28 protein-coding genes and 2 pseudogenes are annotated in these 26,908 nt (G+C 68.8%); 7 read left to right on the top strand and 23 right to left on the bottom strand.

The window, feature by feature from the left end; genetic code table 11:
* Window positions 1-428 precede the first annotated feature (428 nt).
* The 5 genes from ACFY6U_RS37370 to ACFY6U_RS37350 form a co-directional block, all read right to left on the bottom strand.
* Entirely contained in the window at window positions 429-1,580 is a 1,152-nt protein-coding gene (locus ACFY6U_RS37370) for an ABC transporter substrate-binding protein (protein ID WP_390045537.1), read from the bottom strand.
* 117 nt (window positions 1,581-1,697) lie between these two features.
* The gene (locus tag ACFY6U_RS37365; RefSeq protein WP_352178932.1) at window positions 1,698-2,078 is read right to left on the bottom strand and encodes a nuclear transport factor 2 family protein; all 381 of its coding nucleotides are present in this window, start codon (window positions 2,076-2,078) and stop codon (window positions 1,698-1,700) included.
* A gap of 35 nt (window positions 2,079-2,113) precedes the next feature.
* Entirely contained in the window at window positions 2,114-2,524 is a 411-nt protein-coding gene (locus ACFY6U_RS37360; protein ID WP_390045535.1) for a nuclear transport factor 2 family protein, read from the bottom strand.
* 2 nt (window positions 2,525-2,526) lie between these two features.
* Window positions 2,527-3,333, bottom strand: coding sequence for an MBL fold metallo-hydrolase (locus ACFY6U_RS37355; RefSeq protein WP_390045533.1), 807 nt, complete (start codon window positions 3,331-3,333; stop codon window positions 2,527-2,529).
* A 184-nt stretch (window positions 3,334-3,517) separates the two neighbouring features.
* Window positions 3,518-3,844 (bottom strand): hypothetical protein, encoded by a 327-nt coding sequence (locus ACFY6U_RS37350; RefSeq protein ID WP_390045531.1) that lies wholly within the window; start codon window positions 3,842-3,844, stop codon window positions 3,518-3,520.
* A 485-nt stretch (window positions 3,845-4,329) separates the two neighbouring features.
* On the opposite strand from ACFY6U_RS37350, the gene ACFY6U_RS37345 reads away from it, so the two are divergent.
* Window positions 4,330-4,767: a MarR family winged helix-turn-helix transcriptional regulator gene (locus ACFY6U_RS37345; protein WP_030319631.1), complete on the top strand. Its 438-nt coding sequence runs from the start codon at window positions 4,330-4,332 to the stop codon at window positions 4,765-4,767.
* Between the two features lie 230 nt (window positions 4,768-4,997).
* On the opposite strand, the gene ACFY6U_RS37340 is transcribed toward ACFY6U_RS37345, so the two are convergent.
* Complete coding sequence (locus ACFY6U_RS37340; RefSeq protein ID WP_390045529.1) at window positions 4,998-5,951, bottom strand: nuclear transport factor 2 family protein; 954 nt, start codon at window positions 5,949-5,951, stop codon at window positions 4,998-5,000.
* Between the two features lie 177 nt (window positions 5,952-6,128).
* Here ACFY6U_RS37340 and ACFY6U_RS37335 point away from each other — a divergent pair.
* Window positions 6,129-6,262: pseudogene (locus ACFY6U_RS37335) on the top strand (aldo/keto reductase); the annotation flags it as partial.
* A gap of 267 nt (window positions 6,263-6,529) precedes the next feature.
* Here the strand turns inward: ACFY6U_RS37335 and ACFY6U_RS37330 are convergent.
* The 4 genes from ACFY6U_RS37330 to ACFY6U_RS37315 form a co-directional block, all read right to left on the bottom strand.
* Window positions 6,530-7,468, bottom strand: a complete 939-nt coding sequence (locus ACFY6U_RS37330) for a catechol 1,2-dioxygenase (RefSeq protein ID WP_390045527.1) — start codon at window positions 7,466-7,468, stop codon at window positions 6,530-6,532.
* 96 nt (window positions 7,469-7,564) lie between these two features.
* Window positions 7,565-8,230, bottom strand: coding sequence for an NAD(P)-dependent oxidoreductase (locus ACFY6U_RS37325; protein ID WP_390045526.1), 666 nt, complete (start codon window positions 8,228-8,230; stop codon window positions 7,565-7,567).
* A gap of 36 nt (window positions 8,231-8,266) precedes the next feature.
* Window positions 8,267-8,911 carry an FMN-dependent NADH-azoreductase gene (locus tag ACFY6U_RS37320; RefSeq protein ID WP_390045524.1) on the bottom strand — a complete coding sequence of 215 codons (645 nt, stop codon included), beginning with the start codon at window positions 8,909-8,911 and terminating at the stop codon, window positions 8,267-8,269.
* Between the two features lie 55 nt (window positions 8,912-8,966).
* Window positions 8,967-9,680, bottom strand: coding sequence for a DsbA family protein (locus tag ACFY6U_RS37315; protein ID WP_390045522.1), 714 nt, complete (start codon window positions 9,678-9,680; stop codon window positions 8,967-8,969).
* 121 nt (window positions 9,681-9,801) lie between these two features.
* On the opposite strand from ACFY6U_RS37315, the gene ACFY6U_RS37310 reads away from it, so the two are divergent.
* Both ACFY6U_RS37310 and ACFY6U_RS37305 read left to right on the top strand, forming a co-directional pair.
* Window positions 9,802-10,212: a winged helix-turn-helix transcriptional regulator gene (locus ACFY6U_RS37310; RefSeq protein WP_390045520.1), complete on the top strand. Its 411-nt coding sequence runs from the start codon at window positions 9,802-9,804 to the stop codon at window positions 10,210-10,212.
* Window positions 10,213-10,257: 45 nt separating this feature from the next.
* A pseudogene (locus ACFY6U_RS37305) lies at window positions 10,258-10,963 on the top strand (bifunctional 5,10-methylenetetrahydrofolate dehydrogenase/5,10-methenyltetrahydrofolate cyclohydrolase); the annotation flags it as partial.
* Window positions 10,964-11,300: 337 nt separating this feature from the next.
* Here ACFY6U_RS37305 and ACFY6U_RS37300 read toward each other — a convergent pair.
* Entirely contained in the window at window positions 11,301-12,233 is a 933-nt protein-coding gene (locus tag ACFY6U_RS37300; RefSeq protein ID WP_390045518.1) for an oxidoreductase, read from the bottom strand.
* A 114-nt stretch (window positions 12,234-12,347) separates the two neighbouring features.
* Between ACFY6U_RS37300 and ACFY6U_RS37295 the strand changes: the two genes are divergently transcribed.
* Entirely contained in the window at window positions 12,348-12,941 is a 594-nt protein-coding gene (locus ACFY6U_RS37295) for a TetR family transcriptional regulator (RefSeq protein WP_132888402.1), read from the top strand.
* A 670-nt stretch (window positions 12,942-13,611) separates the two neighbouring features.
* On the opposite strand, the gene ACFY6U_RS37290 is transcribed toward ACFY6U_RS37295, so the two are convergent.
* The 4 genes from ACFY6U_RS37290 to ACFY6U_RS37275 form a co-directional block, all read right to left on the bottom strand.
* Entirely contained in the window at window positions 13,612-14,004 is a 393-nt protein-coding gene (locus tag ACFY6U_RS37290; protein ID WP_390045517.1) for a hypothetical protein, read from the bottom strand.
* Between the two features lie 142 nt (window positions 14,005-14,146).
* A complete protein-coding gene (locus ACFY6U_RS37285) occupies window positions 14,147-15,646 on the bottom strand; it encodes an MFS transporter (protein ID WP_390045516.1) in 1,500 nt (499 codons plus the stop codon).
* Window positions 15,647-15,756: 110 nt separating this feature from the next.
* Window positions 15,757-16,776, bottom strand: coding sequence for an NAD(P)/FAD-dependent oxidoreductase (locus tag ACFY6U_RS37280; protein ID WP_390045928.1), 1,020 nt, complete (start codon window positions 16,774-16,776; stop codon window positions 15,757-15,759).
* 346 nt (window positions 16,777-17,122) lie between these two features.
* Window positions 17,123-17,506, bottom strand: coding sequence for a hypothetical protein (locus ACFY6U_RS37275; protein ID WP_390045515.1), 384 nt, complete (start codon window positions 17,504-17,506; stop codon window positions 17,123-17,125).
* A 24-nt stretch (window positions 17,507-17,530) separates the two neighbouring features.
* Here ACFY6U_RS37275 and ACFY6U_RS37270 point away from each other — a divergent pair, with 24 nt between their 5' ends.
* A complete protein-coding gene (locus ACFY6U_RS37270) occupies window positions 17,531-17,740 on the top strand; it encodes a hypothetical protein (RefSeq protein WP_390045514.1) in 210 nt (69 codons plus the stop codon).
* Window positions 17,741-18,154: 414 nt separating this feature from the next.
* Here ACFY6U_RS37270 and ACFY6U_RS37265 read toward each other — a convergent pair whose 3' ends face one another.
* The 8 genes from ACFY6U_RS37265 to ACFY6U_RS37230 all read right to left on the bottom strand — a co-directional run bounded on the left by ACFY6U_RS37265 (window position 18,155) and on the right by ACFY6U_RS37230 (window position 25,461).
* The gene (locus ACFY6U_RS37265) at window positions 18,155-18,670 is read right to left on the bottom strand and encodes a DUF302 domain-containing protein (protein ID WP_390045512.1); all 516 of its coding nucleotides are present in this window, start codon (window positions 18,668-18,670) and stop codon (window positions 18,155-18,157) included.
* Between the two features lie 51 nt (window positions 18,671-18,721).
* Window positions 18,722-19,600 (bottom strand): alpha/beta fold hydrolase, encoded by an 879-nt coding sequence (locus tag ACFY6U_RS37260; protein ID WP_390045510.1) that lies wholly within the window; start codon window positions 19,598-19,600, stop codon window positions 18,722-18,724.
* A gap of 112 nt (window positions 19,601-19,712) precedes the next feature.
* Window positions 19,713-19,898, bottom strand: a complete 186-nt coding sequence (locus tag ACFY6U_RS37255) for a hypothetical protein (protein ID WP_390045508.1) — start codon at window positions 19,896-19,898, stop codon at window positions 19,713-19,715.
* A 106-nt stretch (window positions 19,899-20,004) separates the two neighbouring features.
* Window positions 20,005-20,355: a UBP-type zinc finger domain-containing protein gene (locus ACFY6U_RS37250; protein WP_390045506.1), complete on the bottom strand. Its 351-nt coding sequence runs from the start codon at window positions 20,353-20,355 to the stop codon at window positions 20,005-20,007.
* Window positions 20,352-21,836, bottom strand: coding sequence for an ATP-binding protein (locus tag ACFY6U_RS37245; RefSeq protein ID WP_390045504.1), 1,485 nt, complete (start codon window positions 21,834-21,836; stop codon window positions 20,352-20,354). The genes ACFY6U_RS37250 and ACFY6U_RS37245 overlap by 4 nt, the downstream gene beginning before the upstream one ends.
* Window positions 21,833-23,509: an FAD-dependent oxidoreductase gene (locus ACFY6U_RS37240; RefSeq protein ID WP_390045502.1), complete on the bottom strand. Its 1,677-nt coding sequence runs from the start codon at window positions 23,507-23,509 to the stop codon at window positions 21,833-21,835. The genes ACFY6U_RS37245 and ACFY6U_RS37240 overlap by 4 nt, the downstream gene beginning before the upstream one ends.
* A 185-nt stretch (window positions 23,510-23,694) precedes the next feature.
* Window positions 23,695-24,537: an alpha/beta fold hydrolase gene (locus ACFY6U_RS37235; protein ID WP_390045500.1), complete on the bottom strand. Its 843-nt coding sequence runs from the start codon at window positions 24,535-24,537 to the stop codon at window positions 23,695-23,697.
* A gap of 108 nt (window positions 24,538-24,645) precedes the next feature.
* Complete coding sequence (locus ACFY6U_RS37230) at window positions 24,646-25,461, bottom strand: oxidoreductase (RefSeq protein ID WP_390045498.1); 816 nt, start codon at window positions 25,459-25,461, stop codon at window positions 24,646-24,648.
* Between the two features lie 204 nt (window positions 25,462-25,665).
* Here ACFY6U_RS37230 and ACFY6U_RS37225 point away from each other — a divergent pair, with 204 nt between their 5' ends.
* The gene (locus ACFY6U_RS37225; RefSeq protein ID WP_390045496.1) at window positions 25,666-26,289 is read left to right on the top strand and encodes a TetR/AcrR family transcriptional regulator; all 624 of its coding nucleotides are present in this window, start codon (window positions 25,666-25,668) and stop codon (window positions 26,287-26,289) included.
* Window positions 26,290-26,908: the final 619 nt, after the last annotated feature.

The following is a 26,908-nucleotide window of genomic DNA, read 5'->3' as shown; positions in this document are numbered from 1 at the left end:
ACGCCCGGCCTTCCTGACCGCCTTGCCGCCGGCGCCGACCAGGACCGGCCCACCGGTCCACTCCACCCCAGCCGCACCCACACACCCGTCCGCACCGACCGTCCCGGAGATCCGCCACCTTCTCGCCACCGTCTTCACCCCTCCGGTCACGTCCACAGCCAGGCTGCTGCACTGGTCCAAGCCAACTGGCGCAGATACCACCAGGCCACAGCCCGACGCTGTCACTACCAACGACGATCCGCGACGAACTCACCAGACAGATGACGAACTCATCAGACAGATCATGAAACCGCACCGGAGTACTGGGCAGGAGCGTCGGCAGGGCCGGAGTCGCTGAGTCTGTCCATCGCCTGTAAGGCGGCCAGGAATTGCCGGGCCGCCCGGCCCATCGCGCGGGGAGTGAGGGGCCGGGCGGCACCGGTCGGCGGTCAGGCTCCGGGGTGCAGGCCGAGCCAGCCCGGTGAAGGGTCGCCCTTCACCTCCCCGAAGTACAGGGCGAAGGTCTGCTTCCAGCGCTCGATCGCCGCACGGTCGGCCATGAAGCGAGGGAAGCCGTCGAGGTTGCCGTTGGGGTACTCCCAGACGGGCTTCAGCCCGCTCGGCGGGGTGACATCGGTGCGGACCGACCAGCCGTTGGTGGCGGCCTTCTGCTGCTCGACGGAGAGCCGCCAGTTCAGGTACAGCTTGGCGGCGGTGGGGTTCTTGGCCTGCTTGAGGATCGCGGCCCGCTGTCCCCAGGACATGAACGGCGCCTCCTCGGGCAGCACCCACTTGACCGGCCCGGTGGACAGCGGCGCGCCGGAGCCGCCGATGCCGACGGCCTTCTGGCCGCTGGTGACGGCCGCGCTCGGGGTGTAGCTGCCGCGGGCGAACTGCAGTTCCTGGGTGGCCAGTCGAGCGAGCCAGTCCCAGCCGTACTTCTCCACGTAGAGGGTGTAGAGGTAGAGGACCGCGTCGTCGTCGTGCGGGTAGGAGGAGGCGATCTTCCCCTTCCAGCGGGCGTCGGCCAGGTCGAGCGGACCGCTGGGGATGTCGGAGCCGACCGCGGCGGGACCGTACATGTAGCTGAAGGCACTGACCTGGACGGCGACCCACGCGCCGTGCGGGTCCTTGAAGGGAGCGTAGAGCTCGGAGAAACCGGCCGGCTTGTAGGCGAGCAGGCGGCCCTGCTCCTTCCAGCGCACGAAGTCCTGCACGGTCTGGAGCTGTACGACGTCGGGTATCAGGGTGTCGGTCGCGAACTGGTTGTCGACGCGGACGTCGTGGTACTTGCTGTAGTCGACGACCACCGTCAGGTCGATGTCCGGGAACCGGCTCTTGAAGCCGTTGCGGATTCCGTCCGCCTGACTGGAGATGTCACCACCGGCGTAGAGCACGAGCTTGCCGCCCTCCGCGAGGGCTGCCTGGTAGAGCTCGTCAAGAGTCCGCTTCTCCTCGCCGCCGCCCGTCGCCACGCGCCCCGCAGAGACTTGGCCGGTGGCGGCCTGAGCGGGGGTGACGGAGGCAGCGGCGACACCGAGACCGAGAGCGGCGCCCGCTCCGGTGGCAAGCAGGCGGCGTCGGCTGGGAAGGCTGGTCATGGTGGGGGGAGCCTCTCTGTCTGTTCTGTTCGGTTGTCTGTGTGGTGCGGCTGGACCACGGCAGCGGAGCAACACGGCGCCCGGGTACGGCACGGGCGCCGTGCTGCTGCTGTGGGGTCAGAACATGGTGTTGTCGTTGGCGCTCTTCTCGGGCACCTCCTGAATCACGTCCCAGTGCTCGACGATCTTTCCGTCGGCGACGCGCCAGAAGTCCGCGACGGCCATGCCCCGGTCGCCGGGCTTGAGGTGCAGGTTGCTGTGGGTGACCACCAGGTCCCCTTCGGCGATCACGCGCTTGATGTCCAGGCGCAGGTCGGGGAACTGCCCGCGCAGCCAGTGCACATAGCCGACGAAAGCGCCCGGGCCGTCCTGCGCCTCCGGGTTGTGCTGGGTGTAGCTCTCGCCGAGGTGTGCGGTGGCGGCCGCCTCGGGCTGGTAGTCGTTGAACGCCTGCTCGTAGAAGGCGGTCACGAGTGCCTTGTTGTCCGCAGCGGACATGTCTGTCTCCTGCCTCGCGGTGGGTGCGGTACGACTCAGTCGTTCATGGCCTCGCGGACGAGCGCCGTGTCGACGAACTGTTCGAAGCGGACGATGAGTCCGCCCCGTACGGTGAAGTGGTGCGCGACCCGGACGTCGATCGGCTTACCCGTGGCCTTGTTGGTCGCGGTGTAACGGGCGAGGACGACGACGTTCTCGCCGTCGACGACGTAGGTGTCGTCATGGGCGGCCCAGCCGTCCCACTCCTTGCCGAGCTGCTCCATGACGTTCGAGGTGACGCCCTCGGGCGTGCGATAGGTCCCGGCCAGCGGGAAGCCGGCCATTTCCGTCCACTCCACGTCGGGGGCGAGGGTGGCGCGCAGGGCCTCCAGGTCGCCGGCGGCCGAGGCCAGGTACTGGCGGCGGACGACGTCGGCGGGAGCCGTCGACGAGGCGAACTCGCTCATGGTCAGCCCCACTTCATCTCGCCCTTGGCGACCTTCGAGCCGATCTGGGCGGCGATCAGCATGCCGTTGTCCGGGAAGCGCTTTACCAGGGCGTCGTTCAGCGCGGCACCGTCGGCGGCCTTGCCGAGCTCCTCCTCGAAGGCGATCAGGTAGTCGCGGGTGGCGGTGATGGCGGAGCCGTCGGCCGCGGTGCCGGGCAGGCGGTGGCCGGGGACGACCAACTGCGGGTCGAGTGCGGCCATCTCGTCGAGCAGGTCGATCCAGGCGGCGCGGTCGCCGGCGGTGGGGGTGTCGGCGACCCAGACGTGCTCCTGCTGGAAGAGCAAAACGCCGCCGAGCAGGGCGCGGTGCTCGGCCTGCCAGAGGTAGTGGCGGTCGGGCAGGCCGGCCGGGCCGCCCTTGAGCTCGAAGCGGTGGCCCTCCAGGGTGAGGTCGCCGGTCAGCGGCTCCAGGTCGACCAGGCGGGTGGGGAGGTTGGGGCCGAGCGCGGCCCAGGCCTTGAGCTTGCCCTCGTAGGAGTGGGCGATGTGCTCGATGACGATCGGGGTGGCGACGAACCTCGCCTCGGGGAAGGCGTCGGCGATCACCTCGGCGCCGAAGTAGAAGTCGGGGTCGCCGTGGGAGACGAAGACGGTGGTCAGCGTCTTGCCGGAGTCGAGGATCTCGGCGACCAGGCGGTGGCCGTCGGCGCGGGTGAAGGCGGCGTCCACCAGCAGCGCCTCGCTCTCGCCGGTGACGAGGGTGGCCGTCTTGTTCTTGCTGCCGGCCGGGAAGTCGAGGTCCAGGACCTTGAAGGAGAGAGTGCTCATGTGTGCTTCCTCGGGTGAAGGGTGATGGTCGGGGAAACGCCTCGCGGCGAGGTGTACGACGTGAACTGGCTCGAGGTGGGCAGCCCGTGTCGAGCCGGGGTTCAGCCTTGGGTGCCCGGCTGGTCGATCGGTTGGAGGCTGAGGACGTGGGGTCGGACGAGTTGGCGCCGTGTACATCGCCGATTTAGAGGCTGAGGCGGGCCTCGTAACGGTCGAGGGCAGCGCGGGCGCTCATGAACTGGCCGAGGCCGAGCGGGTTCATGGCGGCGTGGTCGAAGATGCCCTTGCGGCCGGCGGGCGGGGCGATGTCCGTGCCGGCGCGATTGCGTGCTCCTGCGCGTCCCTGGACAGCAGTCGGCCCAGCTACAGCTTGACGGCGGCCTGTTACGGAGCGTTCTTGAGGAGGGATGCCGGTCTGCGGCCAGGCCACCCCGGGGGACTTGCCGCTGCCGAAATCCGCCACGTGGTCGCCGGTTCCCACCAGGTCGGCGGAATCCCGGGTGCCCCGCACGAACCTCGGGTGCTGGGCGAGCGGCTTCTTCAGGTAGTCGAAGCGGTAAGTGTCGGTGAGCTCCTTGATCTGCGGGGTGGACCGTCTTCCAGCCGACCGGTGTGCAGTTCTCCAGTGACCCTTCCTTCTTCCAGCGCGGGAAGTCGTCGAGGGTCTGCAGGTGGACGACGTCGGCGACCACGTGGTGCTCGGCTGCCTGCCGGTACAGCGCCCGCACCTGGGCCTCCTCGCTTGAGCCGGTCCGCTCGGCGGTGGAGGAGGTGGCGGCGTCCGCCGAAGTGGGCGCCGCAGACAGCCCGGACGCGAGGACGCCGCCCATGGGAGCTACGACGCCGAAGGCGGCCAGGACGCGCTTTCCCATGGGCGGACTCCACATCTGTGGGGTGGACACGGCGAAGTATCTGCCGACGCAGACAATATATCTGCTACAACAGATATTGCAACAGCAGATTCTTCCGCTCATGTCCTTCTGTCATCCTTGAGGAGTGAACGAGCAACTGCTGAACGACGACGACGTGACACTCTTCGGTCTCTTCGTGGAGGCCCACAGCCGTATCAAGCCCCTGGTGAACCGCGATCTCGACATACCGCACACCTGGTTCGAAGTGCTGCTGCGACTGGGCCGCACCCCCGGCCACCAGCTCCGCATGACGGACCTGGCAGAGGCCGTGTCCTTCAGCTCGGGCGGCTTCACCCGGCTCGCCGACCGCATGGAAAAGGAAGGACTCATCCGCCGCGACCCCGATCCTGCCGACCGACGAGCCGCACTCGCCGTACTGACCGACAAGGGCGGTCAGGCGCTCGACCACGCACTGACCGCCCACGTCTCCCACCTGCGCAACCACCTGGCCGGACCACTCTCAGCCGAGGACCGCCGCCACCTCGAGCGCATCCTGCGCACGCTCCGCGACGCGAACGCGTAAGTTCCTGTCCTTGATCCGGATCACCGTCGCGGGCTTCGGACGCCGCCAGAACCTGCCTCTGGCTCCCCATGACGGTCGTCGGTTCAGCAGGTGTTTTTGATCCCTGGCCGGTTCCTGCGCGGGCGCCGCTCTCCGGGCTGCCGCGGCCGACGGCACCCGCGCCCGGGCGGTGTTCGCCAACGTGCACGTCGACGGACCGGGGCGGGGCTGACGGGCGGGGCCCCGGCCTCTTAGAACATGCCGTTGCCGTTGGCCGAGGTCTCCGGGACGTTCTGGATGATGTCCCAGTGCTCGACGATCTTGCCGTTCCGCACCCGGAACAGGTCCAGGATCGCCGCGCCCCGGTCTCCGGGATAGTTGACGTAGTGGCTGTGGACGGCCACCAGGTCGCCCTCGGCGATGATCCGCTTCGGGGTGACCGTCAGTTGCGGTGCCGAGGCGAAGTAACCGCCGAGGCCGGCCTTCGCGGCGGGCACGCCGTTCAGCATCTGCGGGTTGTGCTGGAGGTAGCCGGGGTCCCAGTAGCGGTCGAGGGCGGTCAGGTCCTTGTGGACCATGAGCTCGTCGAAGGCCTTGGTGACCAGCGCCTGGTTGGCCTCGGTGAGCCGGTGGTCCAAGGGCTGCGAGACCTGCGGTGAACTCAGCGTGGAGAACATGTCGTTGCCGCTGGCCGTGGTGTCCGGGACGTTCTGGATCACGTCCCAGTGCTCGGCCAGCTTCCCGCCCTGGAAGCGGAAGATGTCGATGACGGACGCGCCCTTGGTGCCCGGGACCAGCACCACGTTGGAGTGGAGCAGCACGAGGTCGCCCTGGGAGATGGCCCGCTTGACGTTGTACCGGGCCTCGGGGAACTGCTGGTGGATCGAGGTGGCCAGGGCCTTGAGGCCCGCCGACCCGTCGGCCGCGGTCGGGTTGTGCTGGATGTAGTCCGGCCGTACGAAGCGGTCGACGACCGCGGCGTCCCCGCGCTCGAACACTCCCTTGACGACGGTGATGGCGACGGCCTTCTGGTAGCCGAGACGGGCGGCATCGCCGTAGCCGCCATGGCCGTGCGCCGCGTGCCCGGCGGCCGGGCCGTGCGGGGCCGCCACGGCGGGTACGGCGGTCGCGCCCAGGACCGCGGCGGCGGCGAGGAAGGCGACGACGGCTCTGCGGGCGGGGGTGGTGGGGGCAGTAGGGGGCATGGTGCGCTCCAAACATCTCATGCGTGCGAAACCGAGAGCTTGAAGTTTCAAACTCTGTAATGGCAGATAATCACCGCGGAGCGGTCCACGTCAACCGTCCTTGCCGCCCCTTGGCGCTCCTTGCCTCTCCTCGACGCTCTTGCCTGGAGCGCACTCGAAGCCGTGGGCTAGGTGGTCATGAAGTACACGCAGCTCGGACGCACGGGCTTCAAGGTCAGCCGACTGGCCCTCGGCACCATGAACTTCGGACCGCAGACGAACGAGGCCGACAGCACGCGATCATGGACGCGGCGCGGGACACCGGCATCAACTGTCGGCTCCGGCAGCGGTGACCTCGCAAGGCTCCTGGCTCGACGTGCCGCAACAGTGACAGCAGTCGATTCTGGCGGGGCGGCTTCGGAGGTGCCGCTGCTGCTGCCACTGGAGGCGATCGAAGTGGACGCCTTCCGGCACGAGCATGCGGGGGACACCTTCTGGTGTGGCTGGGATCAAGCCTGAGCTGAGGCGCCGCCCACACCGCGTTCTTCGCCGGGGGAACGTCGGCGGTCGGCCGGCAGGTGCGGCGTGGCAGCTCCCGGTCACTGTTTCCAGAAGCCCTCGAGGACGTACGGGTCCTTCACCTCGTCGAAGCCGATGGGGCGGAGTATGTAGTCGCAGGTGAGGGTCCGGTACGGGCCGGTCAGGCCGCGTGCTTCCCACGCGGCGGCGTCGTCGTGGAGTTCGGTCTTGTGGATCAGCTCCCGTGCGATGGCACCCTCGGTGACTATGTCGACGAGCGGATCGCCGTCGAAGTGGATCTGGTGGGTGAGCATGTGATGGTCGTCGTGGGTGATGTGCGCGTGGATGTGCCTCGCGCGCGCGTTGGCCCGTCCCAGCATGTGCAGGAGGTCGTCGAGCAGGCTGCCCGGCACGGCCGAGGCTTCCACCCCGGGCACGACGGTCCGGTACTCGTAGCGGCCGTCGGCATCCGTGACGATCTTGCCGCGGAGGTGGTACTTGGGCAGGTCGAAGTCGACGACGTCGAGGCCCTCCAGGGGTCCCGCCTGCTCGGGTGTCAGACCCGAGTACCGGCCGTCGGCGGTGGTCTGCCAGAGATCGATCACCGCGCCGGGCAGCGGCTTGCCCGAGGTGGAGCGTACGGTGCCGGAGACGAACAGGGTACCGCCGGGCTCGTCGGGCGCCATCGGCAGCACGCCGGGGTTGTCGATCTCCGGTGCCCCGGGCACGTAGGCGGGCCCGGTCGCCATCCACGTGGAGGCGCCGTCCTTCTCCGGGTGGGCGTAGGCCCTGCCGTAACTGACCTCGATCGTGCGATTGGCGACGAGCAGGGTCGTCGCCAGCATGAACTCCCCTGACCCGACCAGCTTCTGCACGTAGGTGATGGCCTGGCCCAGCTCCTCGTGCGTGATGCCGTGCCTGAGCGCCACGTCCCCGAACGCCTTCTGAAGATCGTCGAACACGACGCGCAGGCGCTGGTTGAACGCGATGTCGGTGCGGGGGGTGTCAGTTGTTGCCACGTCACTCCAGTCCGGCGTCGCCGTCGACGGACGGCGCGCCTAAGGTCGGACAGCCGTTGCGCATGAGGTGGGTGTGGATCATGGGGTGGGGGTGGGTCATCCTCGTGTGTTCCAGACGAGGGGGGCTTTGCGGATCCATGCGTCGTCCTCGATCGTCTGGACGAGGAACTGGGCGAGGACGGCGCGGTTGATCCGTGCGCCGGGCTTTTCGGTGCCGGCCTCGGCTGCCCGTACGGGACCACTCAGGGGCTTGTCGGTCAGGGTGACGGCGCGGGCCAGGGTCCAGTCGATGCCGGACGAGGCGCGGACGACCTGGTCGAGGCCGGTGTGGTCCGCGAAGCCTGCCTTGATGTTCGACAGGTTGATGAACGCCTTGACCAGCGGGTTGAGCCGGGCCCAGTCGTCGCCCGCGCCCTGCGTGGACGTCAGCACGATGCGGCGGATGCCCTGTTCGCGCATGACGGTGAGCGTGTTGCGGGCGGCGTCGGTCATGAACATCGGCGGGCTGACGGGCTTGGCCCACGGGTTGTCGGAGGCGCGGGCGTTGTTCAGCGCGCTGATCACTGCCTCGGTGCCTTCGGCGGCCCGGCGGATGTCGTCGATGTCCGCGGGGGTGCCCTGGATCAGCTCGACGCCGGCCGGTGCCTGCACCGTGTCGGGGTTGCGGACAAGGGCGCGGACGCGGTGGCCGCGCTGGGCCGCGTGCTCCAGGACGTGGGCGCCGGTGCGGCCGCTGCCGCCGAGGACCAGGAGGTTGCTCATGGTGATCAAATGCCTTTCGGGCAGTTCAGGGGTGGATCAGGCGGCCGGCCGGCCGGTCAGGGCAGAGCCCAGGCGGCGGGCCTCGTCGTGCGCCTTGGTCATGGACGCCTCGTGCATCGGAAGCATCGGAGCCATCATCGGCACGTACGGGGCCATGGTCAGTTCGGGCAGGACCGTCGTCAGGTCGAGGCCGAGGTTGGTCGGGTGGCCCAGGACGGTTTCCAGCGCCGGCACCAGGTGGTCCATGCCCTCCTTCGGGGCGCCGGGGCCGTAGCCGCCGCCGCGCGCGGAGATCAGCACGGCCGGGCGGCCGAGGGTGGGAGGGGGACCGTCGAAGCTCAGGGTGCGCCCGGCGACCATGATCTGGTCCAGCCACGCCTTGAACACGGACGGCATCGTGAGGTTGTACATCGGCACGGTGAACAGGTAGGCGCCGGCGCCGAGGAACTCCTCGATCAGCTCGTCCTGGACCGCCGCGGCCTTCGCCTGCTCGGGGGTGTGCTCGGCGGGGTCGGTGGTACGGGCGGTGATGCCCGCCGCGCTGAGGTGCGGGGCGGGGGAGACGGCCAGGTCGCGGTGGACGACCGCGCCCTTCCACTCGTCACGGAAGGACCGGGCGACCTGACGGGAGACGGATGCCTCGTCGAGCGAGGAGGCGTCGATGTGCAGCAGGTAGGACATGGGGAAGTCAGCCTTTCGAATCGATCAAGGGTGGGTCGGGGGGGAACGGTGGAGGTCAGCTGTGGGCCGGTACGGCGCAGCCGTCGGGGCCGCAGACCGCAGCGTCGCCGTCGGTGCCGAGGGTGAGCGGGTGGGATGCGTCCCAGGCCGTGCGCAGCACGTGGAGAAGGCCGTCGCTGTCCTGCGCGCCGGGGATGCCGTACTTGCCGTCGATGACGATGAAGGGCGCGCCGGTGGCGCCCAGGCGCTGGGCGCGGGCGGCATCGTCGCCCACCTGCCGCTGGTAGCGGTGCTCGGTGAGCGCCCGGCGGGTGCCCTCGCGGTCCAGAGCGATCTCCTGGCCCAGGTCGAGCAGGTCGTCCATGCTGAAGACGGGGCGGGCCTGGCCGAAGTAGGCGCGGAAGATCGCGTCCCAGGCTTCGCGGTTCTTGCCCTCGGCGGAGGCGTGGGCGAGGAACTCGTGCGCCAGGTCGGTGTTGCCGACCAGGTTGTCCAGCACCTTGTAGGGGGTGAGCCCCTCGGCCTCGGCCAGCGCCTCGATCCGACGCGTGGACGCCTCGGCCTGGGAGCCGCCCATGCCGTGCCGGCGCAGCAGCGCGTCACGGACGCTGAACGTCTCATCCACGGGGAAGGAGCTGCTCAGCGGGAACGAGTGGTGGACGACCTCCACCTCGTCGCCGTGCTCGAACCGCTCCACGGCCCGGTCCAGACGGTGGCTGCCCAGTCCGCACCAGGGGCAGGTGACCTCGGCCCAGATCTCGATCTTCATGACGCGCGCCTCCCGTGCCTGCGCTTTGATTCCTACGTTTTGTTCGTAGCGCCATGATGGGCCAGTATGGAAGTCGATACAAAAGGCACATCGGTGTTCGTGCCGGAGAGGAATGTGCGTCATGGAGGTCACCGGCAGTTCGGGCGGCGCGGCGGCGGTGGGGCCCTGTGCCCGCATCCCCGCCGAGCACATGGAGTTCATCCGGCAGGTCCTCGACCGCGTCGGAGACAAGTGGAGCCTGCTGCTCATCGCGGTCCTGGAGTCCGGCCCGCTGCGCTACACCGACCTGCAGCGCCAGGTCCCCGGAATCTCCCAGCGGATGCTCACCCTCACGCTCCGCCAGCTCCACGAAGACGGTCTGATCACCCGCACCGCATACGCGGAGGTTCCACCGCGCGTCGAGTACTCCCTCACCCCGCTGGGGCGCGGCCTCCACGAGATCGTGACATCCCTGATCGGCTGGGCCACCGACCACCACGACGAGATCCGAGCGCACCGGGCCCGCGCTGCGGCGCCAGCAGCCCGGTCCTGACCGCAGGATCAGCGATCGGCTGTCGGCGCCGGGTGCAGCGCGGATGCCCGACGCGTCGTCGAGGAGACATCAGGCAAGGCGGCAGAGCTTGCGCGGCGTGTTGGTGTGACGCCTTGCCTGGCAACGGTGCTGGTGGGTGAAGATCCGGCTTCGGTGACGTACGTACGGATGAAGCGGGCGCGTTGCGCGAAGGCGGGCATCGAGTCTCGGCTTGTCAGCCTGCCGGCCACCACTACAACCCCTGAGCTGGTGGACACCCTCCAATCCCTCTCACGGAACGCCGAAGTGCACGGCATCTTGCTTCAGCACCCCGTAGGCCCTCACATCGATGAGCGGGCAGCGTTCGAGGCCATCGGGCCGGAAAAGGACGTCGACGAAGTCACGATGAGCTCATTCGGGGCGATGAGCTTCGGGCTGCCTGGTTTCGCATCCTGCACCCCGGGCGGGAACATGCGGCTCCTGGACGAGTACGACGTCGATCTTGCAGGTCAGCATGCCGTTGTCGTGGGTCGAAGCACGGTCCTCGGCAAGCCCGTCGGAATGCTCCTGCTCACCCGGGACGCCACAGTCACCTACTGCCACTCCCGTACGACTGATCTGGCCGCGACCGTGCGGGAAGCGGACGTGGTTGTGGCGGCCGTGGGACGGCCTCGGCTTTTTCGCGGCGAAGACGTCAAGCCGGGGGGCCGTCGTGATCGCCGCCGGATACAACCCCGGCATCGTGCCGCCGCCGGACTTGGCGGCCACCTCCACCTGCCTGCTCCTGGCCGGCCGCACGGTGCGCCACGCCTGGATCCGCGCTGTGGACAACTATCTGGCCGAGGCGGACGCTGCCCGGCGTGCGGAGGCCGAGATCCTGGCCATGCATGTGTGGACCGCCGTGCATGGCCAGTTGGTCCTGTGGCGTACTCTTCCGAGCCCTGTGGCCGGCAGCGAATCCGTCCTGGTCGAGCTGGAGCAGTCCCTCCTGAATCGCCTTCTTCCCGTAGTGGGCCGTTCGGAGCCGTGAGGCCGGGGCGCGGCAGCACGCACTCCTCAGGGCACTCCCTCACCGCTGCAGCTGTATGCGGGCCGAAGATGGCCTTGGGTCATGCCGAAGGGGCGGGTGCGTAGGACACACCGGTCAGTTCCTCGGACAGCGCCCACAGGCGGCGTGCGGTGTCAGGGTCCTCCGCCGCAGGGTCGGGGCGGACGACCGTGGGATGTCCGCGCAACTCCTTCCATCCGTCGGGGCCGAAGAACTGCCCGCCCTCGACGTCCGGTGCCGTCGCGGCGCGCAGTTGGGGAAGCGTGCCGATCTCGACGTCCTGGGCGAACAGCCGGTTGACGAGGGCGCCTCCCACCCGGAACAGGCCGGTCGGGCCGGTGCGCTGGAGGTTGGTGGCTGTGATCCCGGGGTGGGCGAGCAGGCTGCGTACCGGGCTGTCGGCCGCGCGGAGCCTGCGGTCGAGTTCCAGGCCGAAGAGGACGTTGGCGAACTTCGACTGGTCGTAGTACTTCACGCGCTGGTACTTCCGGGCGCCGGAGAGGTCGTCGAAGTGGATCTGCCCGCCGTGATGCCCGATCGAGCTGACGGTCACCACACGCGGGTCACGCCCCTGCCGCAGCAGGTCCATGAGCAGGCCGGTGAGGGCGAAGTGGCCGAGGTGGTTACCGGCGAACTGTGACTCGTGGCCCTGGGGGCTCAGCGTTCGGGGTGGCGTCATGACACCCGCGTTGTTGATCAGGACGTCGACCTGCAGGGCGTCGACGTGCGCGCGGGCGGCGAACGCCTTGACCGAGTCCAGATCGGCGAGGTCGAGATGGCGCGTCTCAAGGCTTGCGTCGGGATCGGCGGCGCGGATGTCGGCGACGGCCCGGCGGCCCTTGGCCTCGTTGCGTACGGCCATGACGACGTGCCCACCGTGCCGCGCCAGGTGGCGGGTGGTGGCCAGGCCGAGGCCGCTGTTGGCTCCGGTGACGACGAAGGTCCGGCCCGTCAGGTCGGGGATGCGGGATGCGGTCCATTTGCTGTCTGACATGAGACCCAGACTGCCGTTCGTGGCACAGTGAGTCAATAAGGGCCTGGAGAGACTCATCTGGCTCGGACTAGCATCGGTGTCGTGGGAGATGCGAAGACGGCCCCGGCGGCCAACATGGCGGAGCGCAAGCGCCTGCTCGTGCGCAGCGAACTGGCGGAGGCCGCGGTCAAGCTGCTGGCCGACCAGGGATTCGAAGAGACGACGGTCGACCAGATCGTGGCCGCCGTGGGAATGTCACGCCGTACGTTCTCGCGCTACTTCGATTCCAAGGAAGACGTGATCGTGCACATGCTGGCGGAAGCCGGCGTGAAGTTGTGCGCGGAGCTGAACGCCCGGCCCGCCGACGAGCCGCCCGCGGTGGCGTTGCGTCGTGCCCTGTCGGTGTTCACCTCGATGAGCGTCGGCAATCCGGCCAAGATGCTGCGCGTGAGCAGGCTGATCCTCGACACCCCGGCCCTTCTGGCCCGCTTCCTGGAGCGGCAGTCCCAGTGGCAGGCCGAGATGACCGGCATCCTCGCCCTGCGTGCCGGACTGGACCCGGACGTCGACCTGCGTCCTGCCGTCGCTGCCGGCGTCGCCCTGACGGCCTTCCAAGCCGCCCTGCGCCGCTGGGTGGACAGCGACGGCAGCGAAAGCCTGGACGAGGTCGTCGATCAGGCTCTTGCCCTGGTCGGACCAGTGATCGAACTCGGAGTCGATGCGGGCTGACCGACTCCCGAACTGCATATCGGCCCGTCACACGGCGCCTGGTCAACGCGCAGAAAAACCCGGCTGTGGGCTGGATCCGCGACCTTCTCGCCCCGGCTGTGCCTGATCACCCAGGGCAAGATCCTCTACGCCCACGCATGAGGACAGACAGCTCGTAGCGCTCGCGGCCGTACTGATCCCACTCCTTTCGCCGTCATTGGTGCGCCGCGGTGATCCCCTTCTGCGATATGCGGTCCGCTCGCCGCGGGGCACTGCACAGCGGCAGAGGAACAGCAAAAGGCCGTGGACCGACTCTCTTCGGGTGGCGGCTGCGGTATACGCCGCAGACCAGCTCCTGGACCGCAGATATCCAGCCGGCGAAATCGCTGACCGGATCTTCGATCTCCGCCTTATCGATCACCGGCGCAGACCATGACACATGGACGTCGCGGAGCTGGCGTACGGGCCTGGACTGCGGCCCAATCCCTTCGTCGAGCCGCTGGTGCGCCGCGGGCTGATCACTCTCGGCGGCTGGCTCTGATCGGACCAGCGCCGCAGCTCCGGCGAACGGTTGTCAGTCCAGCGGCCGGACGTCTTCGTACGCCCCGCTGCCATCCGGTGGTGGCGGCGCGGGCGCACCGGGGTCCGGCCTGGGCACGTAACCTCGGCGGTGAGCATCCACCGCATCGCGTTACCCCAGCCGACGGCCTTCGGGAGGCGAAGGGCCCCCGCCGAAGGGAAAGATGCCGCAGCTGATCTCCAGTTGAGCGAAGGTCACTGACGCCGCGGCGACGGCGATGTCGGCGGCCAGCGCGACGGCGGTGCGGACAGCGCCGCAGCTGACGTCGTGGTCGCGGGCGAGGGCGGCGATGGACCGGCCTTCCAGGTACGCGGTGTGCACGATGTCGGTCTTGTCGGCCGCGATGGCGGTGCGGTGCCCGCCCTTGTTGCCCTTGGCCTCGGCGGCCCGCAGTCCGTCGTAGGTCAGCTCGCGCTGGAGTTCGCCGGCGGCGAGGGTCTGCACCATGAACTTCACCGTGGACAGCAGTTCTCCGGTCCGCGGGTGGCGGGCGGTGAGGTCCATCGCGGAGAACGCCCCGTCGTGGATGCGCAGGGCGAGACGGTCGCGGTGGAATCCTGGAGATGCCCTGCTTTCCTGCGCTGATTGGTGTCCTGAGAACAACAGTCATCGCAGGTAGCAGGGCATCTCCAGGGTGGATCCAGGCTCAGTGGGCCATCACGGGCTCGCCCTCGGACGGCTCCAGGGCCCGATTCGGGATCAGGAACGCGGCGATCACCGCACCGACCACGAAGAACCCGGAGCCCCACGCCAGGGTGGCCGTGTAGCCCTCGACCCCGGCCTGCGCCGCGGCCAGCGCGCTGGGCTTGTGCGACGTCATGTAGTCGGTCGCGGCCGACGAGGCAACGGTGGTCAGCAGTGCCGTGCTGATGGAGCCACCGATTTGCTGACCGGTGTTGATCAGCGCCGAGGCGACACCCGCGTCCTCGTGGTGAATGCCCGAGGTCGCCCCCTGGAACGCGGTGGACATCACCGCGCCGATGCCGAGACCCAGCAGGATCAGGCCGGGCATGATGTGGGCGGCGTAGGTGCTGTCCAGCTCGAGCCGGGTCAGCAGGGCCATCCCGGACGCGGCCACGAGGAAGCCGCCGCTGACGACGATCTTCGGGCCGATCTTGGGCAGCACCAGCGAAGACATCGTGGTCGACGAGGCGACGACGGCCGCGACCATCGGCAGGAACGCCAGACCGGTCTTGATCGGCGAGTAGCCGAGGCTGGCCGCGAAGTAGTAGGTCAGGAACAGGAAGATCGAGAACATCCCCATGCCCAGCACGAACACCGCCATGAACGAACCACCGCGGGTCCGGTCCAGCACGACTCGCAGCGGCAGCAGCGGATGCGCGACCCTGGTCTCCAGCCAGACGAACACCACGAGCAGCACCGCGCCAACGATCATGGAGCCGAGAGCGACCGGGTCGGTCCAGCTGGTGGACTCGACGTGCGCGAACCCGTAGACGACGGCGAACAGCGCGGCGCTCACCACGGCGATGCCAGGAATATCGAGTTTGGGCTTCTTGGTGATCGCGGGCTTGGCCAGCAGCAGCAACGCACCGATCAGGGCGGGGACCGCGAAGACGACGTTCACGTACATCACCCAGCGCCACGACGCCCATTCGGTGAGCATGCCGCCGAGCAGCAGCCCGATCGCGCCGCCCGCACCACCCAGCGCACTGAAGATACCGAAGGCCTTCGCCCTTTCGGACGGTTCGGTGAAGGTCACGCTGAGCAGTGAGAGTGCCGCGGGCGCGAGCACCGCGGCGAAGAGACCCTGGGCCACACGTGCCGCGACGAAGATCTCGAAGCTGCCGGCCGAGCCGCCGACGACGGACGCGGCCCCGAAACCTGCCAAGCCGATCACGAAGAGGGTACGTCGGCCCAACAGGTCACCGAGTCGGCCGCCGAGCAGCAGCAGGCTGCCGAACGCCAGGGCGTAACCCGTGATGACCCACTGCCGGCTGCCGTCGCTGAAGCCGAGGTCCTGCTGCGCCTCGGGCAGCGCGATGTTCACGACGGTCGCATCGAGCATGACCATGAGCTGTGCCATGCCTATGACGACCAGCACCCACCAGCGCACGGCATGTGAGCCGCGAAGGCCCGAGTCTCTCTTTCCGGGGGCGGCCGCCCCACGGTCGATGCTGGTACTCATTTTCTTCCCTTGCTTGGTGGGCATGACTGAAGGCCGTCTGTAAACTGATTGGTTTCCTCACCGATGAAGGTGAGGCGAGGGTGACGGGCTGAGATCTCAGGGCTTCGAGATCATCGTGTGGCCGCTTTGGCGCTTCCCTCGGCGATCTCCTGGAGGGCCGCGTCGGTGTCCGCGATGGCCAGCGTCTTGTTGATGTCAGCGCCAGCCAGTGCACCGGCCGCTGCGGAGGCCCCGACCTGGGCGACCGGATCGGTGACGTTGCCGGCCACCCACACACCCGGCACGTCGGTGGTGCCGGCGATACCGGAGGCGAAAGCGCGGCCCATGTTCGGCAGGTCCTGCACCGGCAGGTTCAGACCTTCCAGGCCCTGGGTGCGGGCCTGCATCTGCGGGGCGACCGCGAGGACGCGACGGGCCACGACCTGGCCGTCGGCCAGGCGCACTCCGGCGAGGGCATCGTCCTCGTCCTTGACGACCTCGGTGACCGGGGTGTCGATGACGCGGATGCCGCGGGCGGCGAAGCGGGCGCGGCTGTCCTCGTCCAGGTCGGTGCCGTGGGTGAAGTAGGTCAGGTCCTCGGTCAGCTGACGGAACAGATACGCGTGGCCGATGGAGGCCGCGCCGGTGGCGAGGATGCCGATGGGCTCATCGCGCACCTCCCAGCCGTGGCAGTACGGGCAGTGCACCACACTGTGCCCCCAGTGCTCGGCGAGCCCGGGCACCTGTGGCAGCACATCCGTGAGGCCGGTGGCCACCAGGATGCGGCGGGCGGTGATGCTGCGGCCGTCGGCCAGGGTGACGGTGAACCGCAGGTCCGAGTCCGCCGACGGGGCGGCGGACTCGGCCGAGACCACCTTGCCGAACACGACGCGTCCGCCGTACTGGCGTACCTGCTCCCGGCCCCGTCGAAGGATCTCGGACGGCGGGGTGCCGTCCAGGGCGATGAGGCCGTGCACGGCCTCCGCGGGCGCGTTGCGCGGGGAGCCGCTGTCGATCACGACGACCGAGCGGCGGGAGCGGGCGAGGATCAGTGCACCGTTCAGCCCCGCGGCGCCCCCGCCGATCACCACCGCGTCGACGGTCCCCTCGGCCAGTGCGTCGCTCGCGTACGGAGGAGTCGTCACAGCCATGGCCTCCTGCTTTTCCTGGTCAGTCATGGTTCGGTCAGTCCTTCGAGTTCTGGGTGGTTGCAGGGGGCAGCTGTTCAGGAAGCCCAGGATGGGGTCGGCGACCGTCGTGGGCCGTTGTGGAGAGTCCGGCCCCGGTTTGCTTGGGACGTTCGTGATGTAGAGATCCAGTACGGCGATGAAACTCGCCGTCGCCAAGATCGCGAGGATCAGGCCGTGCCTTGCCGGCCCTCGAAGGCGTCGCAAGGCCGGGCGGCGCGGAGGAGTTCAAAGGCATGGGTTGCCCTCAATCGCGCCAGGCGCGCACGCAGCCTGTCCGGTGAGCTCAGGACCGTTGTGTACTGGACTGTCAGAAACCTAGGCGGTTCTGTACTGAGTTGTCAAGTACGGCAGGCCGGCCCTCGCTCACCACGACGATGCCCGGAATGTCGAGTTTGGGCTTCTGGACTAGGTGATCACGGGCTTGGCCAGCAGCAGCAAGGCACCGATCAGGGTGGGCCGCGAAGGCGGTGTTCACGTACATCACCCACCGCCACGACGCCCATCCGGTGAGCGTGCCGCCGAGCAGCAGCCCGAACCGCTCCTTGGTTTCGGGCCCGAAGATGCCTGCGAAGTCCTCGCCGGGGCGAACAGCAGAAGACCGCAGTGCCACGCTCTGATCGAGACTCAGCTGGTGCTGTAGCACCGTGTCGAGTACCCGACCAAGTGCCGCGGCGGTGCTGACGGTGTCCAAGCAGGTCGGGGTAGGCAGAAGTCGTTGTGGCGCTGGGTCGCCCAGGCCGAGAGTGACGGCGGCGAGGCGCCCGGGGTCGCCGAGGAGAACGAGGAGATCCGCCGGCTGCGGGCGGAGAACCGTCGGCTGCGTGAGGACGTGGCGATCCTGAAGGCGGCCACAACTTTCTCCGTCGGGGAGCTCGACCCCCGCAACGCTGATGGTCGCCTTCATCGACGAGCAGCGTTCACCTGACGGTTCTGACCGGCCGGGTTGACGGCTGCATCGCTGGTTACTGCCCGCTTCGGGTCCAGGAAACAGGTCATGCCCTTTCCAGGGAAGATCTGCAAGTTGGGGTTGCTGAGCATGGCGTGGGCGTGCCGCTTGGTGCGCAGGACTTGGCCGGCGAAGCGAGTGGCGGCTGGACGCGGTGCCGGAGGTCTCCGCTGCCGGGCCGCTGACCTGCTCGCCTTCACGCAGGCGCTGGTGTGCGTCGGCGAGGGTGTCCAGCCGGGCCAGCCAGTCCCCGAAAGCGAGGTCGTCGGGGCTGTCCAGGTTCCCTCATCGGAGGGGGCGGTCCGGCAAGACCGCCCCTGATGGGCCACCAGCCCACTACACTCCCGACGATGCCTCTGACCAGACAGTGAAACGTTGCTGGAGTGCCAAGGGTCAGGCCGTGATCAGCTCCGGTGGTACCGGCAGTGTCATGAGGCGGAGCAGTTCAGCGACTTTGGCGTCGAGTTGTGCTCCGACCTCGGCGATGCGGGGATCGCCGAAGCTGGCGAATTTGCTCGAGGGCTGGTCGATGCTTATCTGTACGTGGCCGGAGGCGGTCTCGTAGATCGCGGTGCGCAGCGGGGCGTACAGGATGGTGCCGGGGTCGTGCCGGAACATGGTCTCCGCGATGACGTTGTTGCCCATCATGTAGGTGACGGCGCGCAGCTGGTGTCCCGACAGCCGCATCACCGGCATCGGGTCCAGCGTCCAGTAGATGGCAAACGAATTGGGTGTGTGTGCGGCGATGTAGGCCTGCAACGCCGCGAGGTCGCCTGTGCCGGCCACCTCGGCGAGTTCGGCGAAGTCGATGGCGGGTACCAGCGACTCGTAGCGCCGGCGGACGTCGTCGAAGGAGTCCTCGGTGTCGATGACAAGGCGGTTGACGAGGTGGGGGACGGCCTGAGTCATGGCGCTTCCTCATGTCCTGGCGGGGATGGGCGGGGTGCCGGTCGTTTGGGGTCAGGCCGCGTCGAGCAGGATCCGCGCCATCTCGTCGGGCCGCTCCAAGGCGGAGAAGTGGCCGGTGCGGGGCACGGTGATGCGGTGGACGTCCGTCAGCGCGTTGGCCACGCGGTCTCGCTCGGCGGGCCGGGACCAGTCGTTCTCGCTGTAGACGAGGGTGACGGGTGCCGACACGCGCGGGTAGCGCTTGCGGGCCCGGTCGAATCCCTTGAGGCTGCGGAAGATCCCTCGGGACACCTTGGCGTAGCCCTTGCGGCGGCCGCTCCTCAGTAGCTCGGTGATGAAGTCCTCGGGCAGCCGGGTCTTGTCGACGTAGCCGCCCTGCAGAATTGCCCGAAAGATGGGCCGCGGCTCAAGGGGGGCGAAGACGGGGCCCAGCACGGGCATCCGCACGCTGGAGATGATGACGCGGGAGAGCCAGTTTCCCCGCTCCCCGCCCTGGGGGTAGTCGTAGCTGTTGAACGCCACGACCCGGCTGACCCGGTCCTTCAGGTCGATCGATGCCGACAGGGACAGGGCGCCCCCGAGCGATTCGCCCGACAGGGTGACGTCGTGAAGATCCAGTCCGCGGACGAATTCCACGACCGCGGCCCGCAGTTGCGGCTCCTCGTACTGTGCGCCGGGGACGATGTCGGACCATCCCATCCCGGGCAGATCCAGCGCGTAGACCGTGTAGTGGTCCCACAGCAGCGGGATCACCCGCTGGAAGTAGTCGAGCTGGCCGCGCACGGTGTGCATCAGCACGAGGGCGGGGCCGGTGCCCACCGTGTAGTAGCGCAGCCGCGAGCCATCGGCCCGGGTGAAGAACCGCACCTCGCCGCGGCCGTCGCTCCAGGTTCTCGCGTACGTCGCGTCGGGAGACTCGTTGCGTTCCATGTTTCTGTCCTTTCAGGTGAAGAGAATGCCGCAATACGGGCATTCTCCTTATTTTGTTGGTCTGTGAAGTTGATCAGGGTGCAAAGAGGTCGGTCGCCCGCAGTGTCCTGTCTCAAAGGCCCGCGAGGGCCGTGTCAGTGATCCCGCGGAACGTCGGCCGGTCGAACGACTTGGCCATGACCCGCAGCCCGGCGCGGGTGCTCTGCAAAAGCAGCGCTTGCGCTTGGGCGTCTACGTCCTGGCCGATGTCACCGTCCCGCTGCCCCAGCCGCATGCGGGTGGCGAAGAACTCGATCATGCAGACGGGTCAGCTCGTCGTCGCGGCCGATGAGTGGAGTGCCGCACAGGTTCTGCGGCACAGTTGAGTCCTGACATCCACGACTGACAGCCCTGGTCGGCCAGGCTCAGCGCAGTGTGTCCGCCCAGTTCGCCGGCACGCGCCCCGCCGGTCCCGGCGTGGGCTGGTCGGCAGGGTGGGCGTCCGGGGGAGCCAGGGCCGGACCGGAGTCGTACAGCTTGGACGTCTCGAAGTTCCAGAACCAGGCCTCACCCGGCTCGTAACTGCGGATCACCGGATGGCCGGTGTCCCGGAAGTGGCCGGTGGCGTGCTTGGCGGGTGAGTCGTCGCAGCATCCGATGTGGCCGCACTGGGCGCAGCGCCGCAGATGGAACCACCAGCCGCCGTCGGCGTCGCACTCGACGCATCCGGCACCGCTGGGCGGGACGCTGGGGTCGATGCCGGGGTCCTTGGTCATGTGGGCTCCTGGGCCGGGCCGGGGTCGGTATCGGGCTTGGTGTCGGAGTCGGTGGCGGTGAGGGGGAGCAGCACCTGGAAGCGGGTGTCGCCGGGTACGGACTCGACTTTCAGGTCACCGTGGTGCTTGTTGACGACGATCCGCCAGGAGATGTCGAGCCCCAGCCCCGTGCCCTCGCCCACCGGCTTGGTGGTGAAGAACGGGTCGAAGATCCGGCCGCGGATCCCGGCCGGCACTCCCGGGCCCGTATCGCGGAACTCCACCAGCAGCCGGTCGTGCACCTGAGCGGTGCGTACGGTCAACGTCCCTTCGCCGCCCGCGCTCTTGATGGCGAAGACGGCGTTGTCGATCAGGTTGGTCCACACCTGGTTCAGTTCGGCCGGGTAGGCCGGAATCCTCGGCACCGAACGGTCGTACTCCTTCACGACCTTGACCTGTGGACCGATCTTGCCCGACAGCATCAGCAGCGTGCTGTCGAGGAGTTCGTGGACATCGGCGACCTGGTGGGGGGCGCGGTCCAGCTGCGAGTACTGCTTGGCGGCGTCGACGAGGTGCGAGATGCGGGTGGTGGAGTCCTCGATCTCGGACATCAACAGCTCGGTCTCGACCGTGTAGGTGAGGCACTCGAAGGCACTCGGCAGGATTTCCTGCTCGTCGACGGCCGCCGCGATCTGCTCCAGCCAGCCGACGTCGAGACCGCCCTGCACGAAAGTCGGCGCGATCTGCCAGCCGTTCTTGACCCCGTGGTCGTCCAGCCAGTCGGCGAGTTCGTCCTCCCGGTCGGACGCTTCGAGCGGGCTCAGTGCGGGCGCCTTGGAGACCCGCTCGGCCGTGCGCTCTTGGAGGTCGATCAGGGCCTTCAGGGCGTCGCCGTGGTAGGGGCCCGAGGCGATGACGCTGAGCTTGTTGCGCATGTGCGCGGCCCGGTCCCTGAGCGACGAGGTGGCCCGTACAGCCGCCGCGGCCGGGTTGTTGAGCTCATGGGTGAGACCCGCGGACAACGAACCCAGCGCCAGCAGCCGTTCGCGCTGCCCGACAGCACGCTGAAAGGTCTGCGAACCGAGGAAGAGCCCCTCCAGGAGATGGATCGCCATCGGAAACCACTCGCGCATGAAGTTCGCGAACGATTCGGCGGGCAGTACGAAGAACCGCGTCGGCTCCGACACCCGCAGCGAGTTCATGTACCGCTGCGGTTTCCCGTCCCCGAGGTACGCCTGTATGGCCCCCGCGTACACCCCTGGCTGGGACGTGCGGCTCACCTCGATGTCGTCGCTGCCCACTCGGCGCGACATGACGACCGCGCCCTCGATCATCACGTAGAAGCAGGTCGCCGGGTCACCTTCGGTGAACACCGGCCCCGGGTCGAACAGTTCGATCCGTCCCTCGCTGCACAACCTGCCGAGCTGTTCGGAGCTCAGCTTCTCGAACAGGAACAGCGAACTGATCTCGGCCGCTCTGCACGGCATTACCCGCCCGCTCACGACTGCTCCCGATACCGGTGTACGAGCATCACGGCCATGGCTCCCTCTCCGACGGCGGACGCGACCCGCTTCGCGGACTCCGCGCGCGCGTCCCCGGCGACGAACACGCCGGGGATGTTGGTCTCCAGGTGGTACGGCGGCCGGTCCAGCTCCCAGTCCGCTGGTGGCCGCCCGTCGGCGGTCAGATCGGGCCCGGCGAGGATGAACCCGCGCTCGTCCCGCAACACGGTGCCCTCCAGCCAGTCGGTCAGCGGGGCCGCGCCGATGAACACGAACAGCCACTGCGCGTCGACCCGTTCGGTCTGACCGCTCGTCGTGTCGCGCAACGTCAGCTGTTCCAGGTGGCCGTCGCCGTGCGCGGCCTCGACGACCGTGTGGGCCCGCACCGAGATGTTCGGCGCCTCGTTGATCTGCTGGATCAGGTAGTGCGACATCGACGCGGTGAGGTCCGCTCCGCGCACCAGCAGGGTCACCGACTTGGCGCCCCTGGACAGGTACATCGCTGCCTGCCCGGCCGAGTTGGCGCCGCCGACGATGTACACGTCGTGGCCCTGGCAGGCGGCGGCCTCGGTGAGCGCGGACCCGTAGAACACCCCGCGGCCCGACAACTCGTCGGCACCCGGCGCCTCCAGCTGCCGGTACGACACACCGGTCGCCAGAATCACGCTGTGCGCCGCGATCTGCGACCCGTCCGCGAACCGTACGAGCCGCGCCGCCCCGCTGCTCTCCAGTCCGGTCACCTCCCGCGCGGTGAGGATCTCGGCGCCGAACTTCGCGGCCTGACGTCGCGCCCGGTCGGTGAGCTGGCCGCCGGACACCCCGTCCGGGAAGCCCAGATAGTTCTCGATCCGCGAACTCTGCCCGGCCTGCCCGCCGGTCGCCGACCGCTCCACGAGCACCGTACGCAGACCCTCCGAGGCCCCGTACACGGCCGCGCCCAGCCCGGCCGGCCCGCCGCCGATGACGACCAGGTCGTAGAAGTCGGCCGTGGGTGTCGTCGCCAGCCCCACGTGCGCGGCCAGTTCGGGCACCTCCGGCTCGACGAGCGCCGTACCGTCCGCCGTGATCACCACCGGCAGCCGCTGCCCGTCCTGGCCCGCGGCCGCGAGCAGCCGCTGCCCCTCGGGCTCCTCGGTGGAGTACCAGCGGTACGGCACCTGGTTGCGGGCCAGGAACTCCCGTACGTCCGACGAGCGGGCCGACCACCGGTGACCGACGACCTTGGTGCTCGGCACCGGTCGGAAGTCACTGCACCGCCACGCCTCCAGCAGATCGTCGAGCACCGGGTAGAGCTTCTCCTCCGGCGGGTCCCACGGCTTGAGGAGGTAGTGGTCGAGGTCGACGACGTTGATCGCGTCGATCGCCGCATTCGAGTCCGCGTACGCGGTCAGCAGCACACGCCGGGCGCCCGGATACACGTCCAGGGCCTGTTCGAGGAACTCGATGCCGTTCATCTGGGGCATCCGGTAGTCGGCCAGGATCACCGCGACCAGATCACCGCGCAGCTTCAGCTCCCGCAGCGCCTCCAGCGCCGACTCGCCGGACTCCGCGCGCACGATCCGGTACGACGCGCCGTAGCGCCGCCGCAGGTCACGGGCGACGGCACGGGAGACCCCCGGGTCGTCGTCCACGGTCATGATGACGGTCCGCGGAGCGTCCGCTGCCTGTGCCATACGTCCCCCACCTCGAGTGATCGGATCACCGGTCGGCGTCGGCTCGGTGCCGCGCCGCCTTTCAGCCGTCGTATGTTCGTCGCCCTGCTTCGCGCCCCGAGGGCCAGCAGCCGGTCGGCCTCGGCCTGCCGGTCGGCCCCGCGCCGCCCATCCCGGTGGTCTCGCCGCCAGAGTCGAGTGATCCGCTACCCGGCCCATGCCACGATCCGTTCCGCGATCGCCTCGGGGGCCTCGATGTGCAGGAAATGACCGACGTCGGGGACGACCTCCATCGCGTGCGGGGCGGCGAACCGATGTCGGTCGTCGACCTTCGGGGGGAGGAAGCAGCCGTCGTCGGCACCGTAAAGCTGCAGCAGGGGCACCGCGATCGGCTGAGACAGGCGGCGCGCCGCCCTGACCATGCCGGGTCGCATCATCTCCCGGTAGTACTTCAGAGGCGCGGGCATGCTCGCCCGCAGGTGCTCGTGCAGCTCCGCCTGCAGAGCTGGATCGAGCGAGAGGCCGGGCGACCGCCTACGCCAGAGGCGGTCGATGAAGGCGAGATCGCGGGCGGTGGCCATCCAGCCGCTTCCCGGCAGTTGAAAGAGCCCCATGTACCAGCTCTGGCGTAGCTGAGCGAGGCGCGGCCGGCTCAGGAACGTGAGTGGGTGGGGGACTGCGAGCGTGACCGCGCGTTCGATCCGCTCCGGCGCGGTGACGCAGGCATCGTAGGTGAGCAGGGCGCCCCAGTCGTGGCCGACCGACTCCACAGCTCGCCCGGGAGACCAGCGGTCGATCAGCGCGATCACGTCGCTGGTGAGGGATGCGAAGTCGAACGGCCCCACGGTCGGGGACGGCGCGTAACCGCGAAGCCAGGGTGCGACGACGTGACGGCCGCGGCGGCCGAGCTCGGCGAGGAAGGGCTTCGGGGTCGGCGGATGGTCCGGGAACCCGTGCAGGACGAGCGTCGGTCGACCATCGGGATCACCGCCCTCCAGCGCGTGGAAGGTGCCGTGTGGCAGGTCGAAGGTGACGCGTTCGAACTCCATGCGTGTCAGCCTTCTCCGAGAGCGGTCGGACGACAGATGCTCATGCTGGCTTCGGTGTCTCTGGTTTTGGACACGTGCGACTCCTCAGGCGCCGGGTGTACTGCGGAGTCAGCCGGCCAGTCGGTTGAGCTTGCGGATCTGTCTGTCGAAGGCGCGCGAGGGCACGATCCGGCGCAGGACGCTGACGCGTTTGGCCATCGAGCCGGCGGTGTACCGGAGCTTGGGCTTGGAATCGGTGGCAGCCGCGACGATCACCTTCGCGACAACGTCCGGGGCGTCGGCGTTGCGCACCGCCGTGGCCAGCACGTCTCGGGAGACCTCCCGCTGCGCAGCGTAGACCGGCAGGGGCGAGTCGGGTGCCATGCTGCTCGCCTCGAAACTCGTGCTTGTGTAGGCCGGCTCGACCAGCAGCATCCGGACGCCGTGCTCGCGAAGCTCGTGGTCGACGGACTCGGAGTAGCCCTCGACCGCATGCTTGGTGGCCGCGTAGACGGCCATGAAGGGGGCCGGGATCAGACCGAGTACCGAGGAGACGTTGACCACGCGGCCACTGCCCTGGGCACGCATGAGAGGCAACACGGCGTTTGCCATCCGCATCACGCCGAAGACGTTGATATCGAATACCTCCGTGGCCTGGTGGATCGAGCTCTCCTCGCCGGCGCCGACCGCGCCCACGCCCGCGTTGTTGACCAGGACGTCGATCCGACCGAACCGATCGATCACCTCTCCGACGAGGGCGCGGACCGACTTGTCGCTTGCCACGTCGAGATCGAGGAACGTCACCCCGGCGAGCGGCTCGGCGTTCGCCGCATTGCGGCTCGTGCCGATCACCGCGAAGCCGGCGCCCACGAGCGCGAGCGCTGCCGCCCGCCCGATTCCGGAGGAGGCGCCCGTCACGAGGGCCACGGGGGGAGCCGTCTGCATGGTGGTTCCTTCGGTTGTGCTCATGACTTCGTCGGGCGCTGTGCGGGGTCGCCTGTGCTCAGGTCGATACGGTCCGCACCGGTCCTGCACGTCCGGACCAAGCCTGTCCGGTGAGCCCAGGACAGTTGTGTACTGAACAGTCGGAAACCTAGGCAGTTCTGTACTAAGTTGTCAAGAAGGGTGGGTCGGCTTTACCGTCTTTGGATGGCCAGACCACGAAGCTTTGACCGCGAACACGTCCTGCATGCCGCCGAGCGGCAGTTCCGCGCCGCGGGCTACAACGGCACGAGCGTCGACGACATCAGCGCCGCCACCGGCATGGGCCGCGGCAGCCTCTACGGCGCGTTCGACGGCAAGCGCGGCGTGCTGATGCAGGCGATGGCCGAGTACTTCGCCCGGCTGGGGCAACTGCCGAAGGTACTCGCCGGACCGGACGAGGGCGCCCTGGAACGACTGCACGGGTACTTGCTCCGCGCCGCCGTCCACGGGGTGCCACTCGCCGCCGACGTCCCCCCCGCCCCTGACCGGGCGGCGGCGGCCTGCTTCGCCGCCAAGATGGCCCTGGAGGTCGGCGCCTCCGACCCCGAGGTGGAACGCCTGGCCAACGACTGCTTCTCAGTGGTCGTGACGGCGGTGGCCGAGTGTGTGCGAGCTGCGCAGCGCAACGGCGACATCGACCCCGACGCGGATCCCGACGACCTCGCGCACCTTCTGTGGACCATCATCCGCGGGATCGATGTCGCAGGCGCGTGCGGCAACAGTCCCGCCCGCCTGACCTCGATTGCGGAGAGCGCGTTCGCCTTGCTGCCTCGCCCGCGCCATCACTGAGAAGGGGCTGCCCTGCCTCGTTGCGCATGCATCTGAGGCGGTCGGCAACTTCGACGCTGCAGAGGGTTTTCGCGCCGCCGAGCGGTTGTCTGGGCGGTCGGCGAAGAACTGCGCTCGATTCCAGCAGCGTCATCCGGCGCTCGCGGCACACGACAACTGCACCACAACCGCCACGGTCCCCGCGATGCCAGTAGGCGGGCCGGGCCCGCCCGGCTGCCGTACACCTCCGGAGAGCGCTGCCCCCACGTTCAGCGACCCGCCTTCAAAGACCGACGGGTGCCAACGCACCCACCATCTGCCCGGGACACCTGTCGCCGCAGACACGGTCCTGCCGAGCCGCTTCGTCGCACCCCACCCCGGTCACCGGGGGCCGGTCATCCGCAGAAACGCCTCGAAGACGCAGCCCCGTCAGGTCCGCGACCTCCGTTTGAGGACTCTCATTTTTGCGTGCCAGGTTCACGGGCGGCGGCCGCCATCGCTGGGCGCTCTGTCCGCCTGCCCCGCCATCAAACCCGAGCAGGGGTGGTTGCGTCCAAGGAAGTGGTGTACGGGTTCGACCTGATCCGGGGGTTTGCTCCGGCGTTGGGATGGTGCCCGCATAGATGAACGGCCACCGGCT

This window comes from Streptomyces sp. NPDC013157 (genome assembly GCF_042899865.1).
GTDB lineage: Bacteria > Actinomycetota > Actinomycetes > Streptomycetales > Streptomycetaceae > Streptomyces.
This window is presented reverse-complemented; position numbering and strand designations above follow the sequence as displayed.